The sequence below is a fragment of the Photorhabdus akhurstii genome (genome assembly GCF_019090985.1).
In the GTDB taxonomy this organism is placed as follows: domain Bacteria; phylum Pseudomonadota; class Gammaproteobacteria; order Enterobacterales; family Enterobacteriaceae; genus Photorhabdus; species Photorhabdus akhurstii.
This window is the reverse complement of the sequence record NZ_CP020335.1, coordinates 3823295-3841232: the sequence shown is the minus strand read 5'-3', so window position 1 is coordinate 3841232 and position 17938 is coordinate 3823295. Positions and strand designations below refer to the sequence as shown.

At 46.5% G+C, this 17938-nt stretch carries 7 protein-coding genes; 4 read left to right on the top strand and 3 right to left on the bottom strand.

The features are described from left to right. Nucleotides 1-128: 128 nt before the first annotated feature. From hutI to hutC, 3 genes are all read left to right on the top strand, one after another. The gene (hutI, locus tag B0X70_RS16355; protein ID WP_217469830.1) at nt 129-1367 is read left to right on the top strand and encodes an imidazolonepropionase; all 1239 of its coding nucleotides are present in this window, start codon (nt 129-131) and stop codon (nt 1365-1367) included. An 18-nt stretch (nt 1368-1385) separates the two neighbouring features. Next, nucleotides 1386-2342 carry a formimidoylglutamase gene (hutG, locus tag B0X70_RS16350; RefSeq protein ID WP_217469829.1) on the top strand — a complete coding sequence of 319 codons (957 nt, stop codon included), beginning with the start codon at nt 1386-1388 and terminating at the stop codon, nt 2340-2342. Between the two features lie 105 nt (nt 2343-2447). Further along, complete coding sequence (gene hutC, locus B0X70_RS16345; RefSeq protein WP_217469828.1) at nt 2448-3179, top strand: histidine utilization transcriptional repressor HutC; 732 nt, start codon at nt 2448-2450, stop codon at nt 3177-3179. Between the two features lie 11 nt (nt 3180-3190). On the opposite strand, the gene B0X70_RS16340 is transcribed toward hutC, so the two are convergent. Further along, nucleotides 3191-3832 carry an HAD family hydrolase gene (locus B0X70_RS16340; RefSeq protein ID WP_217469827.1) on the bottom strand — a complete coding sequence of 214 codons (642 nt, stop codon included), beginning with the start codon at nt 3830-3832 and terminating at the stop codon, nt 3191-3193. 113 nt (nt 3833-3945) lie between these two features. Further along, complete coding sequence (locus B0X70_RS16335; protein WP_040149209.1) at nt 3946-5220, bottom strand: FAD-dependent oxidoreductase; 1275 nt, start codon at nt 5218-5220, stop codon at nt 3946-3948. A gap of 245 nt (nt 5221-5465) precedes the next feature. Between B0X70_RS16335 and B0X70_RS16330 the strand changes: the two genes are divergently transcribed. Continuing rightward, nucleotides 5466-6065: a TetR/AcrR family transcriptional regulator gene (locus B0X70_RS16330; RefSeq protein ID WP_217469826.1), complete on the top strand. Its 600-nt coding sequence runs from the start codon at nt 5466-5468 to the stop codon at nt 6063-6065. Between the two features lie 58 nt (nt 6066-6123). On the opposite strand, the gene B0X70_RS16325 is transcribed toward B0X70_RS16330, so the two are convergent. Next, on the bottom strand, nt 6124-17937 hold the full coding sequence (locus B0X70_RS16325) for a non-ribosomal peptide synthetase (protein WP_217469825.1): 11814 nt from the start codon (nt 17935-17937) through the stop codon (nt 6124-6126). Between the last annotated feature and the right edge of the window lies 1 nt (nt 17938).

The window sequence follows — 17938 nt, the reverse complement described above, 5'->3', positions numbered from 1 at the left end:
ATGCTGATAAGAAGGCATATCTCGGTAGTTAACAAAATAATTTGACAATGACAGTTGGTTGGAAATTAAATGTATATACAACTAGAAACCTGATTTATCAGATATAGACCAATAACAGGATGCTAATCATGGCGATAGAACTGCGTGATACTGATATCATCTGGCGCAATGCAAGACTGGCAACAATGGACCCTGCTGTCAATGCAGCTTACGGATTATTAAAAGAATATGATCTTCTGGTACGTGATGACAAAATTTTAGCTATTTTACCCACCGCAACATTACAGACGAATTGCTGTCAGGTTATTGATGTCCAACAACGCCTAATTACCCCTGGTTTAATCGATTGTCACACCCATTTAGTGTTTAGTGGTAACCGGGCTTATGAGTGGGAACAGCGTTTAAATGGTATGTCTTATGCTGAGCTTAGTGCTCAAGGAGGGGGGATTAACGCGACAGTTTCTGCGACTCGGGCCAGTTCTCATGAGCAACTTGAACGTTCTGCGCAACAGCGTCTTGCTGCATTTATGGCCGAAGGTGTAACCACTATTGAGATTAAATCGGGTTATGGATTAAATCTGGAAAATGAAGAAAAGTTGCTACAAGTTACGCAAAACTTGGCGCGACATAATCCGATAGAAATCAGCCCCACATTGCTCGCTGCTCATACTTGTCCACCTGAATATAAGCATAATCCTGACGTTTATATAGATCTGATTTGCAAAGATATCCTGCCACAACTCTGGCGAAAAGGGCTGTTTGAGGCAGTAGATGTTTTTTGTGAAAGTGTGGGATTCAATCTGGCGCAGACTGAACGGCTTTTTCAGGCAGCACAACGTTGGAATATTCCGGTAAAAGGTCATGTGGAGCAGTTATCTCATTTAGGCGGAAGTGAATTGGTCGCTCGCTATCATGGTCTTTCTGTGGATCATATTGAATATTTAGATCAGGCAGGAGTTGAGGCGCTCAGTCGCAGTGGTACGGTAGCGGTTTTGCTTCCTGGCGCGTTCTACTTTTTGCAGGAAACACAGCGTCCGCCTATCAATTTATTGCGGCAATTTAATGTGCCGATAGCCGTATCTACCGATTTTAATCCTGGAACCAGCCCATTTGCCTCTTTGCGAATGGCTATGAATATGGCATGTGTCCAATTTGGATTGACTCCAGAAGAGGTATGGCTAGGTGTCACCCGACATGCGGCTCGTGCATTGGGCAGAGAACAGAGTCACGGGCAGTTGCGTGCAGGAGCTTACGCCGATTTTGTTGTTTGGGATGTAGAAAATCCCGTTGATATTTTCTATGAGTTGGGTCATAACCCTTTGAATACCAGAGTGTTTCGTGGCGTTATGACTCATTCCAACATATAAACAGATAAGGAGCGGTAAATGAATTTATGGCATGCTACTTCGCCGACTATTTGGCAAGGACGAAATGATTTGGCAGAAGCGGATAATGCACTTCGGCTTTTTCAAACAGTTAAACTATCTCCGTATTTTGCGCCGGAAGAATTCTCTCACTATATTGCTCTATTAGGGTTTGAATGTGATGAAGGTGTAAAACGTAATCAGGGGAGGCCAGGCGCCAATCAAGGCCCTGATTATTTGCGGCAGTCGTTGGCAAATATGGCGAGTCATAAAGGGCATGATCGATTGGTGGACTTGGGAAGTATTCGCGCTAATCCCAATCAATTATGTGAGGCACAACAAGCCTTATCTGATGCCGTTACCCAATGCCAACGTCAGAATGTACGTACTTTGGTATTGGGCGGTGGACATGAAACAGCTTTTGCTCATGGTGTTGGCATTTATGATGCTTTTCCACATCAACGTGTTGGTATTATTAACTTTGATGCTCATCTCGATTTACGGCGGTCGCCGCAGCCTACTTCCGGCACACCATTTCGTCAACTTGCTGAATATTGTCAGCAACATCAACGCCAGTTTCACTATACTTGCATTGGCGCAAGTTTGGCGTCTAATACTCAGGCATTGGTGGATGAGGCAAACCGTTTGAATGCCACGATTATCTGGGATGAACAATGTCGTGAAACTATGCTGGACAAGGTGCGACAGCAAATACAAGATATACTCCAGCAAGTTGATTTGATTTATATGACGATCGATTTGGATGTATTACCTGCTTATCAGATGCCAGCCGTCTCTGCGCCAGCCGCATTGGGGATGCCATTAGAGCGCCTTTTGCAATTAGTTCAGCCAATTTGTCAGAGCGGTAAACTACAGGCGGCTGATTTGGTTGAACTCAATCCAATATTTGATATGCAAGGCATAGGTGGAAAAGCAGCGGCGCGTATTGCCTGGCAATTAGCACATTGGTGGTATTGATTATCTAGAATAACAGTACTATTGTGTTTTTTATTTTGGCAAAGATAGCCTGATAAAGTGAATGTAATTAATCACTTAACATTTTTACAGCATAAGGAATTTATTGTGACGACGCACTTATCAGGATCATTTGCCAAACCTGCGCCTCTGTATGCCAGAGTGAAACAATCTATCATTGAAAAAATTTATACTGGTGAATGGAAATCAAATGATCGTGTTCCCTCTGAAGCTGAATTGGTCAAACAATTTAACTGTAGCCGTATGACCGCCAACCGCGCGTTGCGTGAGTTGACCGCTGAAGGACTATTAGTACGGCTGCAAGGCGTGGGATCGTTTGTTGCTGAACCGAAGGGGCAATCTGCGCTGTTCGAAATTCACAGCATTGCTGATGAGATTTCAGCTCGTTCTCATCAGCATCGCTGTAAAATCTTAAAATTATCCGAGCTGAATGCGGATGTGAAACAGGCCGCGGAATTGGATATTATCGTCGGTACGCCGATTTACCATTCGATTATTATCCACTATGAAAACGATGTTCCTGTTCAGATAGAAGATCGTTATGTTAATGCTCAAGCGGCTCCTGGCTATTTGCAACAGGATTTTACTAAGCTTACGCCACACGATTATTTGTCAATGATTGCCCCATTAACGGAAGGTGAACACATTGTGGAAGCTATTGCTGGCGATCCTCGATCCTGTAAGTTGTTGCAAATTGAGTCGGAAGCTCCCTGTTTATTAATTAGTCGTCGAACTTGGTCGACTCATTACACTGTTTCCAGTGCCAGGCTGCTATTTCCCGGTAACCGCTATAAATTGAAAGGGCGTTTCAGCTCATAGCGATATCCTTATTATTCACAACTGATTTTTTTCCGTATGAGCTGATAGGGTTGCCATAGATCATTACCTTCGTAATGAATTAATGCGATTTCACGTATTTTATCCGTCCCATTTATGGCAACCGTATTAGTAAGGGCATTAAATAAAGGGAGGTCAGAGTCAGAATCACCATAAGCAACGCACTTTTCCAAATTCAGCTCATATTCCTGTACATATTTTTTTACTATCTGTAATTTACTTTCAGGCGTTAATATCTGTTCTGGATCAACCGGTTCACGAAAAGGTAAAGCAGGGAAATTTGATGCAACAACGATATCAGCCCCAAATTTTCTTAAGTGTTGGGCGAAGAAATCGGGTGAGAGGGTAATAACCATAGATACTTCACCTTTGGCTCTGATATCGTCAAAAACCTCTTTTATTCCCCCAATCCACGGTGAGGCATAAAAAACTTCGGCAACGTCAACGTATTGCAAGTTTGACCATAAAAACTGTAATTCAGCGGCAAACTCTTTGGTATTGATATCTCCTTGAGAAAATTGTTTTTCCAGCAGATGAAGCTCTGTCAGGCAATTCATTGTACGGGCAATTTCCAGACTTGCCGTGGTTCCTGTGAGAAGAGTGCCATCCATATCAAAAACATGTAATACTTTCATAATAAACCTAGGTAATTTTTTCGTTATAGGGATAGGTAGGTCTGTTTGTGATGGTAAACATATAGGGATTACCTATCTTAGTAATCCCCCGCTTATTTCAGCTAGCTCACGGATTAGGCGGCTTTTACTGCCAAGGTCTTAAGAACCGCTGAGGCGGCATAGTGACCACTAATCATTGCAGCAACAATACCTCTGAAAATTCCACAAGCATCTCCTGCAACCCATACAGGATAAGGGGAAGTTTCCAGGCTTAAATCGCCGTCAAGACTGGGATACCAACCGACGCCTTCTAGTGTAGGACCAACGATATGCGTATTCTCGTGATCGATTTCAGGAAATTTTTTAATGATATTACGTAATCCTTGCAACATTTTATCGAATAGCTCTTCGCCATAAATAGATACAAGTTGTGTAATGATGTGGGCATTTCCTGCTAATACATCTTGTACTTTGATTCTAAAGTAAGAATCCTTTTGCTTCATGGCGGAGACAACATTATTGAGTGTTCGGTCCGCGATATCTTCATCGAGAATACGAGTATTAAACCCAACATTAGATCGTCCTGTAGAAGGGCCGTCAGAATGACCGGAAACGGTCCATAAATCTTGGGTTTTTGTTAATACTGTTTCTCCATCCCGGCAAGCACAGAAAGTACGCCATTCAATAACGCCATCATCCGACCGAAATTTTAACTTCGGGTCGAGTTGCTTCATATTTTTAAAGAATGCTAAATCTTCTTGCTGTTCAATGCGGAATCCAACTTCTAGCCGATTGAAAGATTGTTTTTCAACTAGATTAGCAATCTCTAATGGACCAAATCTTCCACTAGCCAAAATGATTCGTCGGCATTCAATTTGATAAGTATTAGCATTATTGTCTCTTAAATTCATAATCAGAGAATCTTTTCCTCTGACGTATTTATAAGACAGGAATTTAGTTTGTGTGATGATATCTGCATCTGCCGTTTGCACCATATCTTCAACAAGATTAATTCTATCTTCAAGAGACATATAATTGGAGGGATAATCTTTTAATACCCATTCTCCGGAACCCACTGTAAAGTCTTTAGGATTTGTTGGAAATGGCGGTGTGTCCAGGCCATATGTATTCAGTGTGGCGCACGTCCATTCATAGGCTTGCCGTAATTCCGGTTCGTTTGGTAATTCCCAAAGTGCACTGGCAGAAGGAAAAAATGAGAATTTTCCGTCAGAAAACAGCCCAGCGCCGCCGTGTCCTTCGGTTATCTCAACGAGATTATCTTTATCGCGTTCATGAATAGCTTTGCCATTATCGATTAGTACGACTCGTAAACCTTTTCCTTTCAATTTCTGTACCGCAGCTAAACCTGCTGGGCCAGCGCCAATAATAGCGATATCATATACAGACATTTCTCTCCTCCATTCTTTAGTCAGAATTAATGTTCCTAGGAACATTTTCTATGAGTTGAGCATTGAATTGTTTGTTCGGTTTTACGGAGTACATCCCGTTTTTTACTAGAAATAGCACTCTATTCCGATTACCCTTATTAAATACGAAACTATTGGTATCGAAATTAGAGCGTCTAAACTTGCTTTTCTGGTATTATTTGTCAATACCTAAATATAGGTACTTTTTGCAATAGACGGAGGGAGTTATGAGTGAGCATGAGCGGCTATCCTCATTAAGACGTGGGCGCCCGCGCGATAGTGACACGACAAAAACTGTGTTGAGTGCCGCACTTGCTCTCGCTGAAAGTGGACGGATTGCAGATATCACTATTAATCATATTGCTTTGTATTCAGGCGTTGCGAAATCGACTATTTATCGTAGATGGCCGAATGTATCAGCGGTTTTAATGGATGCTTTCTTTGATGATATTGAGCTTCTGATTATTTATGACAAACAGATGCCGGTGATAGAATCCATGCGGGTTACCATTAAGAAACTTATTGAAGTGTTGCAAAGTAAGCGCGGGTTGCTGTTCAGATATCTGTTGGGAGCAGCGCAGTATGATACTGAGGTGAGGGAGGTTTTTATTCAGCGCTGGCTTGAACCACGACGACAGTTAGGAAAGCAGAGCATTTTACATGCTATCAAGCAGGGAGAAATTTCTTCTAATACTGATCATGATTTATTGTTAGACTGCATTTTCGGTGCTATTTACTACAAATATATGGTTTCTTTTTCTCCTATTACACCTGAATTTGTTGATAAGGTTATTGATTGTGCGTTTGGTGGTTTGGCTAGGGATTGAATGTTCATTTCGACTAGAAATCTGACGGGGCCAGCAATGCCGGCCCCGTAAACCATAATCAAGTTATATTGATATTATCCTTAATTGACCGAGTGTTAATTATTTTTTCGCTGATAATGGAAACAGCTTCAATAATATTTTCATGATAATAATCATTAAGCAATGTAATCACTAATGGATTGACTGTCCATTGGGAGATATTATTATCCGATATTTTTGTTATCAATTTACCCATAGCTAATTGAATTTCATCTATGCAATATGGTGTCATTTGGCCTGCTTTAAATAGGATAATATTGGTATAAGATAATTTCCCGCTTAAATTGCAGTTAGTCATTCTATGTTCAAATGGTATTGCTGCCAAAACTTTATTAATATAGGTATCACTTGCCCCCATTTTTCGCAATTTTACAATGATGGGACCATGTTCACTTGATATAGCTAAGTTATCTCTGAACTCTTTTATCTCATCATTATTGATTATAGTATCTAACAAGAACAATTGAATTTCTTTTGCGCCTAGCTGTTCTAATTGAAATGCAATCTCCATCGCTAATTGCCCACCTAATGACCATCCTAAGATGCGAATAGGTTGATCAATAGCAGTTTCAGTCAGAATTAACTCCCTATAAATTTGAGCTATTTGGTGTAGTGAATCTATCTGATTATCTGTACAGAGATTATAATTATCGATGCCTATACAGTTATACGTGCTAGATAAATTATTTGCCAGAAATTCATAGACTTCACTACCGGCATTAGCAGGATGAACCATAAACAGCTTATTTGTTGCCGTTGATTTTGGTGTTAATAAATTAAGCAAGCTGGATTTTGTATTGCCTGTTTCCAACCATTGGGATAACAGAGAAATGCATTTGTAGTTAAATAAAATATTTAAAGGAATATCAATCCCCATTTCATGGCGTATCGCTGTGGTCAGCTTAATTGCCATCAGTGAGTTCCCCCCGACGCGGAAGAAGTTATCATCAATGCTCACCCGCTCCAGCCCCAAGATGGCCTGCCAAATGGTACAGAGCTGAGTTTCCAACGCATTGCGGGGCGCGACATAGCTGTCACGATTCCCCCAAACTGGCTCGGGCAGGGCGCGGCGATCCAGTTTGCCATTCAGGGTCAGTGGCACGGATTCAATACGGGTAAAGCTGGCAGGCAGCATATAGTCCGGTAAGCGGGAAGAGAGATGCTCAGTCAGGCTGTCATCAGACAGTTCCTCTGCCGTCACCAGATATGCCGCCAGTACTTTATGGCCGTTGTGCTCATGATCAATCACCACCGCCTGTTTTACCTGCGGGTGCAAAGTGAGTGCAGTTTTAATTTCTTCCAATTCTATGCGGTAACCGCGGATTTTGACCTGAAAATCATTGCGGCCCAGATATTCCAGATTGCCATCCGACCGCCAGCGGACTAAATCGCCAGTTCTGTACAGACGGGTGTAACCGAGAGCCTTGTCTTTTGCGGTGGCAAAGGGATTCGCCACAAAACATTCGGCCGTCAGTTCCGGTTGGTTCAAATATCCTCGTGCTAGCCCGGCACCGCCAATATACAGTTCTCCCGGTGCGCCGACAGGAGACAGATGACCGTGACTATCAAGAACGTAAAGGCGGGCGTTATTAATGGCTTTGCCGATATTGGTTGGAATGACCCCATGTTGATATATTTTTTCGGTCGCACAAACGGTCACTTCGGTTGGACCATAAGAATTGAGGACAGAGCTATGACGGTTGAAATGGTCAAGAAAATCCAGCGAGGGGGATTCTCCGGCGGTCACTAATAACTGCAAGGAAGGTAAGTGCGAGCCGATTAACAGTTTGAGTATGGCTGGCGGTAAGGCAGCGATTTCAATGCCTTCTCGTTGAATAAGTTTTTCAATTGCCTGGGCATGACGTTCAGTTTCGCTGCAAAGGTAAAGCGTCAGGCCATTAAATAAGCTGGGGAAGAGCTCGAAAACAGAGCCATCAAACACATAGGCGGCAAACATTAAGGATTTTTTTCTCTTGGCGGCATCAAAAATTTCTGCCTGTGCCGCCGCCAGATGAGCTACATTTTTGTGCTCAATCATGACGCCTTTCGGCTGGCCGGTGGTGCCTGAGGTATAGATGATATAGGCCAAATCTGAGGGTTTGTTTACCGATGCCGGATTGTCCACGGGTTGGTCTGCGGTGATTGTCGGGTCATCCGTTGCTATCAGTACCGGTTGTCCTGCGCATGTTTGCGTATCTGTCGCCAGCGTTGCCAGATACCTTTGCTGAGTGACGACGCAGGGGGATTGGGTATCGTCTAAAATAAACCGAACCCGCTCTAATGGATATTCAGGGGAAATAGGCACATAAGCGCCTCCGGCTTTCAGTACCGCCAAGATACTGATCACCATGTCCAGACTGCGGTCGAGGTAGAGGGCGATGGGGGTATCCGCTTGCATAGGAACATGATGGTGTGGCTGACAGCGTTCACGGATGACATAAGCCAGTTGGTTGACTCGTTCGTTAAGCTGGCGGTAGGTCAGGGATTCGCCTCCAAACACCAGCGCTATATTATCCGGTGTACTTTCCACTTGGGCTTCAAACAGTTGTTGCAGGGTTTTATCCCGCGGGTAAGGCGCGTCGGTCTGATTCCAGCAGTGCAGCAGGGTATAACGCTCCTGGGCAGACAGGATGTCAATTTCGGACAGCGATTGTGTCTGGTCTGCCACGAAGGCTGCCAGCACCCGTTGATAAATCCCCGCCAGTCTCTCTATGCTGGCCTCAGCAAACAGGCTGACGGCGTAATTCAGACACCCGGTAATATCGGTTTGCCCATCGGATAAAAGCAGGCTCAGGTCAAACTTGGCAGGGTTGTATAACGATTCATCCAGTGTCACTGGTCTGAACGGCAGACGGCTGTCTGGCGGATTTTCTCCAAAGTTCTGCAACCCGAACATCACCTGAAAAATCGGATGGCGGGCGGTGTCACGCTCAATATCCAGCGCCTCAACCAGCTGTTCAAACGGCATGTCCTGATGGACCTTGGCCTCAGTCACCCGCTGATGGGTCTGTTGAATCAGTGCTTCCACACTGGCGGTTTGTTGAAGTTGTATCCTTAAGGCCAGTGAGTTGACAAACATTCCAATCAGGGACTGGGTTTGGGCGTGGTGGCGGTTATCAGTCGGCGTCCCCAGGACGATATCATTTTGCCCGGATAATTTTGCCAGCGTGAGATAAAAGGCGCTGAGCAGCACGGTATACAGGGTGGTTTCCTGCGCTTTTGCCAGCGTCCTTAACTGTTCAGACAGCCGGGTGTTTAGCACAAACTTGAAATCCCGTCCCTGATAATTCACCCGTGTGGGTCTGGGATAATCGGTGGGCAAGGCCAGTGATTCATAACCGGCCAGGGCCTGCCGCCAGTAAGCGAGCTGGCGTTCACCGATGTCGCCCTGTAAATAGTCCCGTTGCCAGACGGCGTAATCGCCGTAGGTAATCTCCAGCGGGGGAAGCTGGCTGTCACGGCCTTCCCGTAAGGAGTGGTAAATCTCTGCCAGTTCAGCCATAAAGATATCGACCGACCAGCCATCAATGGCGATATGGTGCCATAGCATTAATAAGTAGTGTCGGCCAGACACCGAATAATGGCACAGGCGCAGGCTGGGTTCCGCAGCCAAATTAAACGGGGTGGCTATTTCAGCGCGAACCGTGCTCCGCAGCATGTCAGTGTTTTCACAGGGCTGGGATTGGATAACCAAACTGCTGTCCAGCACCTGAGGAGCAATCTGCCCTTCATCATTGCTGCGGTACGCCATCTTCATTACAGCATGGCGTTCAGCCAGCCGGTTAATGGCGGTTTCCAACAGGGGCAGACAGGCATCATTATCCAGTTGAACCAGATAAGGGATATGGTAGGTATCGGAGCCTTGTTCAAATTGCTCGATAAATAGCATCCGCTCCTGAGCGAACGATAAGGGATAACGCTCCCGTGCCAGATGAGGGATAACCGTATAAATCTGCTGTTCCATCTGGGTTGTCAGGCCCGCGATGGTTTTCAGCGCAAACAACTGCGCCAGTGAGACCTCGGTTGCCAGTATGCGGTGGATGGCGGCGGTCAGCTTAATTGCCGTCAGGGAGTTGCCCCCGATACGGAAGAAATTATCCTCGATGCCCACCCGCTCCAGCCCCAATACGTCCTGCCAAATGGCACACAGTTGGGTTTCCAGCGCATTGCGGGGCGCGACATAGTTGTTACGATCCCCCCAGACTGGCTCAGGCAAGGCGCGGCGATCCAGTTTGCCGTTCAAAGTCAGGGGGACTGTTTCAATACGGGTAAAGCTGGCAGGCAGCATATAGTCCGGTAAGCGGGAAGAGAGATGCTCAGTCAGGCTGTCATCAGACAATTCCCCCGTCGTCACCAGATATGCCGCCAGGACTTTATGGCTGTTATGCTCATGGTCAATCACCACCGCCTGTTTTACCTGTGGGTGGGCAGTCAGGGCAATTTCTATTTCACCCAATTCAACGCGGTAGCCACGGATTTTGACCTGAAAATCATTGCGGCCCAGATATTCCAGATTGCCATCCGGCTGCCAGCGGACTAAATCGCCAGTTCTGTACAGGCGGGTGTAACCGAGTGCCTTATCTTCTGCGGTGGCAAAGGGATTCGCCACAAAACATGCGGCCGTCAGTTCCGGTTGGTTCAAATATCCCCGCGCCAGCCCGGCACCGCCGATATAGAGTTCTCCCGGTGCGCCGACAGGGGACAGATTGCCGTGATTATCAAGAACGTAAAGGCGGACGTTATTAATCGCTTTACCAATGTTTGTTGCAATATCCCCCTGTTGATACTGCTTCCCTGTCGCACAAACGGTCACTTCTGTCGGGCCGTAAGCATTCAGTATGCTGTTGTGTTGGCTGAAATAGTCAAGAAAATCTGGAGAAGGCGATTCTCCGGCGGTCACTAATAATTGCAGGGAAGGCAACTGAGTCCCAGTTAATAATTTCAGTATGGCCGGGGGTAAGGTGGCTATTTCGATGTTTTCTCGCTGGATAAGCTTTTCAACGGCGGGGATGTTACGTTCGGTTTCGCTGCAAAGGTAAATGGTATGACCATGAAGCAGGCTGAGGAATAACTCGGAAACTGAGGCGTCAAAGACATAAGCAGCAAACATTAAGGCTTTTTTTCTCTTTGTCGCATGAAAAAGCGCTGCCTGTGCCGCCACCAGATGCGCCACATTTTTGTGCTCAATCATGACCCCTTTCGGCTGGCCGGTGGTGCCTGAGGTATAGATGATATAGGCCAAATCTGAGGATTTGTTTACCGATGCCGGATTGTTTACCGGCTGGTCTGCGGTGATTGTCGGGTCATCCGTTGCTATCAGTACCGGTTGTCCTGCGCATGTTTGCGTATCTGTCGCCAGCGTTGCCAGATACTTTTGCTGAGTGACGACGCAGGGGGATTGGGTATCGCCTAAAATAAACCGAACCCGCTCTAGTGGATATTCAGGGGAAATGGGCACATAAGCGCCCCCGGCTTTCAGTGCCGCCAGAATACTGATCACCATGTCCAGACTACGGTCGAGGTAGAGAGCGATGGGGGTATCCGCTTGCACAGGGACATGATGGTGTGGCTGACAGCGTTCACGGATCACATAGGCCAGTTGATTTGCCCGTTCGTTAAGCTGGCGATAGGTCAGGGATTCGCCTTCAAACACCAGCGCCACGTTATCCGGTGTGCTTTCCACTTGAGCTTCAAACAGTTGTTGCAGGGTTTTATCCTGCGGGTAAGGGGCATCAGTCTGATTCCAGCGGTGCAACAGAGTATGATGCTCTGTTTCGCTGAGGAAGGTGATTGACGTATGTAACTGGTCTGGGTTGCATGCCGCCGCGTGCAGGATACGCTCAAGCTGACCCAGTAGGCGCTGTGTCTGTGCTGCTGTCAGCCAGTCTTTGCCATAACTAAATTTGATGATGAGACTGTTATCGTGCTCATAGGCTGCCAGCGATACCGGATAATCCACTTTTTCGACGGACTGACGGAATGTCAGGGTATGTTCTATACCGGCAGGGTTTTGGCTTACCACGGGGGCCGGGTAGTTTTCAAATACCAGCAGGCTGTGGAATAAGCGTTCTCCGTCGGATTGTAAACTGGCCAGCGAGACGGCACTGTGGCTGTTGAGGGCTGCAATAGCCGTCTGAATATCTTGTAAAACTGCGGCTATACTGTCTGTTGGACGCCATTGCACCCTCAGTGGCAAGGTATTGATATACAGGCCAACACTGGATTCAATCCCCGCCACCGGAACATCGCGGCCGGAGACGGTGGTGCCGACAATGGTCTGTGCATCGCCTGTGTAGCTGTGAAGTAGCTTATGCCAGGCAAATTGCAAGGCCACATTCAGCGTCACCCCTTGTGTCCGGCACATATCCTTAAGCTGCGCATAAGTGTTGCTCTGTATAGTGAATAGTTGCTCAGCGGGTTTTTCAACGGTTTTTATCTGCGTTAAATCAACGCAATGACTTAGCAAGGGCGAAAAATCATTCATTCCGTGGAGTTGTGATTTATGTTCAGCCCAATAAGCCTCGGATTCTGCTTTATGATCCAGATAATATTGCTGGGTTGCCAGATAGGCTTTATCTACCACTATTTGGGGGACACGTTCTTGTGTGAGTTCGTTGTAATATTCATGCACAGCCTGCAATAAAATCGGGCTGCTCCAGCCATCGGTAATACAATGATGTTGCGTGATTAGCACCGTTACCAGATGCTCACTCTGTTTAATTAAGGTGAAGCGAATTAAGCCTGGCTGACTTAGATCAAACGGCAGGGTACGGTCATGTTGTTGAATTGCGTCAATGGCGCTGTTCCATTCTTCTTTTGGTAATTGACTGATATCTTTGATCTCGAAATTCACCGAATGAATACTTGCGCCTTTCGTCACAACTTGTAACACCTCGTCTTCCCAGTTAAATGCTGTTCTGAGGATGGGGAAGCGTAGCGAGGCCAGCGCCCAGGCCCGTTGGTAGGCGGCAAGATCGAGTTGTGTGTGATAATCCAGCAACAGTTGTACGCGATAGGCATCATCTTGTGGCTGGGTCAGATGATGATAAATAAATCCTTGTTGTAAACTGGTAGCGGGGTACAGGGCTTCAAGCGGGTAGCGCTGTTGTAGCTGGCGTAGGCGAGAGATTGACAGCCCGTCAATACCATAATCACTAGGGGTTTTTATCCCGCCGGCTTGCGCCTGTTGTTGACCAGCCATAATGACAACCTGGAGAGTCTGCTCAAATGCGGTGATAAATACTTGTGTCTGAGTCGGTGTTAAGCGCGAACTGACACTGAATTGCAGCCTGCCAGCTTGAATTAGTCCGTTAATATTTAGCAGTAAATGACTATAGTTATTGTTTGCTATTACATTTCCACAATAGTCGTTGGTCAGTGACCAGTTTTGCCCGATTGCTCCTCCCAATTGACCGAGGTAATTGAAGCTTATCGCCGGTAAATCCCCATTCAAATAGCCTGCCTGATGTAATGCCCCATAACCAATGCCTTTATTGGGCACAGTACGAAGCATCTCTTTGGTGTGAATGATGGTGTCTGCAATATTCGTCTTCATTTCCAGACGAACGGGATACAGCGTGGTAAACCAGCCGATAGTTTCAGAAACATCCAGTTTGTTGTCGATGCTCTCTCGACCGTGGCCTTCAAGTGTGATGTGATTAACCGGTTGAGAAAAAACAGCTTGTAATGCCAGCGTGAGAGCGCTGAGAAGTAAGTCATTTATTTCGGTCTCATAGCCGGCATTGGCTTCATGCAGCAGAGTGTTGGTCAATTCGGCGGAGATGCTCAGCATGTGATGACTGATTTCATCTGAAGCTGTGTGAGTAGGGTTCCCTGCTATGACTTGCTGCCAGTAGGAAACTTCCTGTTGATTGAGTTTTGCATAGTGATGGACGGCACTCACCCATTGACGATAACTACTGGTTTTTTCTGGCAGTGTTTCGCCATGCAACAATCTGCGTATATCTTCAGCAATAATTCGCCAGGAAACCACATCAATAATCAGATGGTGGAATGCGAAAAATAGCCGGGCGCTGCCATCCGTATATCCGGTCAGATGACCTGCCTGCCATAATGGCCCGCGGCAATAATCAAAGTTACTTTGCCATTGGGTTAGTTGTTGATGTAATGCTTCCTTATTTAATCCCCTGATATCACAGTGATGTAAGAGGGAATATGGAGATGGCATTTCCGTGGAATAGTACTGACGGTAGCCGTTTTCGGTATCTATAAAACGGACACGCAGCATATCGTGCTGTTTAGTCAGCATTATCAGGGCCTGTTCAATCTGTACGGATTTGATATCCCCGGGGATCTGGATCATAAATGCCTGATTCCAATGGTGTGGATTTGGCCAATTCCAGTCGAAGAAGGTCTGTTGGATAGGCAACAGGCTAAATTCCCCGCTTAACAGTCCCTGCTCTGCGAGCATATTAACGGTAGATGATGAGAGAGCTAGCAGTTGGGCTAACCGGGCCACCGTTGGTGCTTCAAAAATTGATTTAACCTGGAGGGAAAAGCCCGCTTGCCGCAGTTTTGACACCAGTTGAATACTGACAATGGAATCCCCTCCGATGCGGAAAAAGTTATCTTCAATGCCAATGCGCTCCAGTCCTAACACGTCCTGCCAAATGGCACACAGTTGGGTTTCCAGCGCATTGCGGGGAGCCACATATCCCTCTTTATTTCCCCAGACTGGCTCAGGCAGAGCGTGGCGATCCAGTTTGCCGTTCAGAGTCAGGGGGACTGTTTCAATACGGGTAAAGCTGGCCGGCAGCATGTATTCCGGTAAACGGGAAGAGAGATGCTCAATCAGGCTGTCATCAGACAGTCCCCCTGTCGTCACCAGATATGCCGCCAGTACTTTATGGCTGTTATGCTCACGGTCAATCACCACTGCTTGTTTTACCTGTGGGTGGGCAGTCAGGGCAATTTCTATTTCACCCAATTCAACGCGGTAGCCACGGATTTTGACCTGAAAATCATTGCGGCCCAGATATTCCAGATTGCCATCCGGCTGCCAGCGGACTAAATCGCCAGTTCTGTACAGGCGGGTGTAACCGAGAGCCTTGTCTTCTGCGGTGGCAAAGGGATTCGCCACAAAACATGCGGCCGTTAGTTCAGGACGGTTCAAATATCCCCGCGCCAGCCCGGCACCGCCGATATACAGTTCTCCCGGTGCGCCGACAGGGGCCAGATTGCCGTGATTATCAAGAACGTAAAGGCGGACGTTATTAATCGCTTTACCAATGTTTGTTGCAATATCCCCCTGTTGATACTGCTTTCCTGTCGCACAAACGGTCACTTCTGTCGGGCCGTAAGCATTCAGTATGCCGTTGTATTGGCTGAAATAGTCAAGAAAATCTGGAGAAGGTGACTCTCCGGCGGTGACTAATAATTGCAGGGAAGGCAACTGAGCCCCAGTTAATAATTTCAGTATGGCCGGGGGTAAGGTGGCTATTTCAATATTTTCCCGCTGGATAAGCTTTTCAACGGCGGGGACATTACGTTCGGTTTCGCTGCAAAGGTAAATGGTATGACCATGAAGCAGGCTGAGGAATAACTCGGAAACTGAGGCGTCAAAGACATAAGCGGCAAACATTAAGGCTTTTTTTCTCTTTGTCGCATGAAAAAGCGCTGCCTGTGCCGCCACCAGATGAGCCACATTTTTGTGCTCAATCATGACCCCTTTCGGCTGGCCGGTGGTGCCTGAGGTGTAGATGATATAAGCCAAATCCGAGGGTTTGTTTACCGATGCCGGATTGTTTACCGGCTGGTCTGCGGTGATTGTCGGGTCATCCGTTGCTATCAGTACCGGCTGTCCTGCGCATGTTTGCGTCTCTGTCGCCAGCGTTGCCAGATACCTTTGCTGAGTGACGACGCAGGGGGATTGGGTATCGTCCAAAATAAACCGAACCCGCTCTAATGGATATTCAGGAGAAATAGGCACATAAGCGCCACCGGCTTTCAGTACCGCCAGAATACTGATCACCATGTCCAGACTGCGGTCGAGGTAGAGAGCGATGGGGGTATCCGCTTGCATAGGAACATGATGGTGTGGCTGACAGCGTTCACGGATGACATAAGCCAGTTGGTTGACTCGTTCGTTAAGCTGGCGGTAGGTCAGGGATTCGCCTTCAAACACCAGCGCGACGTTATCCGGTGTGCTTTCCACCTGGGCTTCAAACAGTTGTTGCAGGGTTTTATCCTGCGGGTAAGGCGCATCGGTCTGATTCCAGCGGTGCAACAGGGTATGACGCTCTGTTTCGCTGAGGAAGGTGATTGACGTATGTAACTGGTCTGGGTTGCATGCCGCCGCGTGCAGGATACGTTCAAGCTGACCCAGTAGGCGCTGTGTCTGTGCTTCTGTCAGCCAGTCTTTGCCATAACTAAATTTGATGATGAGACTGTTATCGTGCTCATAGGCTGCCAGCGATACCGGATAATCCACTTTTTCGACGGACTGACGGAATGTCAGGGTATGTTCTATACCGGCAGGGTTTTGGCTTACCACGGGGGCCGGGTAGTTTTCAAATACCAGCAGGCTGTGGAATAAGCGTTCTCCGTCGGATTGTAAACTGGCCAGCGAGACGGCACTGTGGCTGTTGAGGGCTGCGATAGCCGTCTGAATATCTTGTAAAACCGCCGCAATACTGTCTGTTGGACGCCATTGCACCCTCAGTGGCAAGGTATTGATATATAGGCCAACACTGGACTCAATCCCCGCCACCGGAACATCGCGGCCGGAGACGGTGGTGCCGACAATGGTCTGTGTATCGCCTGTGTAGCTGTGAAGTAGCTTATGCCAGGCAAATTGCAAGGCCACATTCAGCGTCACCCCTTGTGTCCGGCACATATCCTTAAGCTGCGCATAAGCGCTGCCCTGAATAATGAGTTCTTGTTCAGCCGGGTTTTCAATGCTTTTTATTTGCGCTAAATCGACACGGTGACTTAACAACGCAGAAAAATCATTGGAACCCTGAAATTGGGCTTTGTATGCCGCCCAATAGGTGTCTGATTCAGCTTGATGATCCAGATGATATTGCTGGGTTGCCAGATAAGTTTGTTCCACCGTAATCTGGGGCTTCTGCCCTCTTATCAATTGGTTGTAATACTCATGCACAGCTTGCAATAAAATCGGATGGCTCCAGCCATCAGCAATGCAGTGATGTTGCGTAAGCAGTATGGTGACTAACTGTTCATCCTGCCTGATGAGCGTGAAGCGGATTAACCCGGGCTGACTTAAATCAAAAGGTAGGGTACGGTCATATTGTTGAATTTCGTCAATTGCCTTGTTGCGGTCTTCTTTGGGTAATTGACTGATATCTTTGAACTTGAAGTTCAATGGTCCAATACTGGCGCCTGTTGTTACGATCTGTAATATTTTTCCTTCCCAATCAAATGCGGTTCTGAGAATGGGGAAACGCAGTGAAGCCAGTGACCAAGCTTGTTGATAGACGGGAAAGTTGATATTGGTGTGATAATCCAACAGCAATTGCACACGATAAGCATCATCCTGTGGCTGAGTCAGATGATGATAAACAAACCCCTGTTGTAAGCTGGTAGCAGGAAATATCGCTTCAATTTTTTTTCTGGGGGAGATAACTGAATCATTCGAACCAGAATGATTTTCATTAAAAATAAAACTTTTAAAATCTTTTTCAGAGAAAATACTTTTTTTATTTAAAAAATCTAATATATTTTCTTTTCTCTGTTTAACCTTATCAATAAGTTGGGAGGGAGGAGTTTCTCCGGTGAACGCCAGTTTCAACTTATCTTCATAGACCCATACTGACATATGATTTTTATTAAGTTCTTTAAATAGCATCAACATT

Bases quoted from the DNA above. Each gene is read 5' to 3' on its own strand.
- hutI (WP_217469830.1), top strand. From the start codon at position 129: ATGGCGATAGAACTGCGTGATACTGATATCATCTGGCGCAATGCAAGA.
- hutG (WP_217469829.1), top strand. From the start codon at position 1,386: ATGAATTTATGGCATGCTACTTCGCCGACTATTTGGCAAGGACGAAAT.
- B0X70_RS16340 (WP_217469827.1), bottom strand. From the start codon at position 3,832: ATGAAAGTATTACATGTTTTTGATATGGATGGCACTCTTCTCACAGGA.
- B0X70_RS16335 (WP_040149209.1), bottom strand. From the start codon at position 5,220: ATGTCTGTATATGATATCGCTATTATTGGCGCTGGCCCAGCAGGTTTA.
- B0X70_RS16330 (WP_217469826.1), top strand. From the start codon at position 5,466: ATGAGTGAGCATGAGCGGCTATCCTCATTAAGACGTGGGCGCCCGCGC.
- B0X70_RS16325 (WP_217469825.1), bottom strand. From the start codon at position 17,937: ATGTTGATGCTATTTAAAGAACTTAATAAAAATCATATGTCAGTATGG.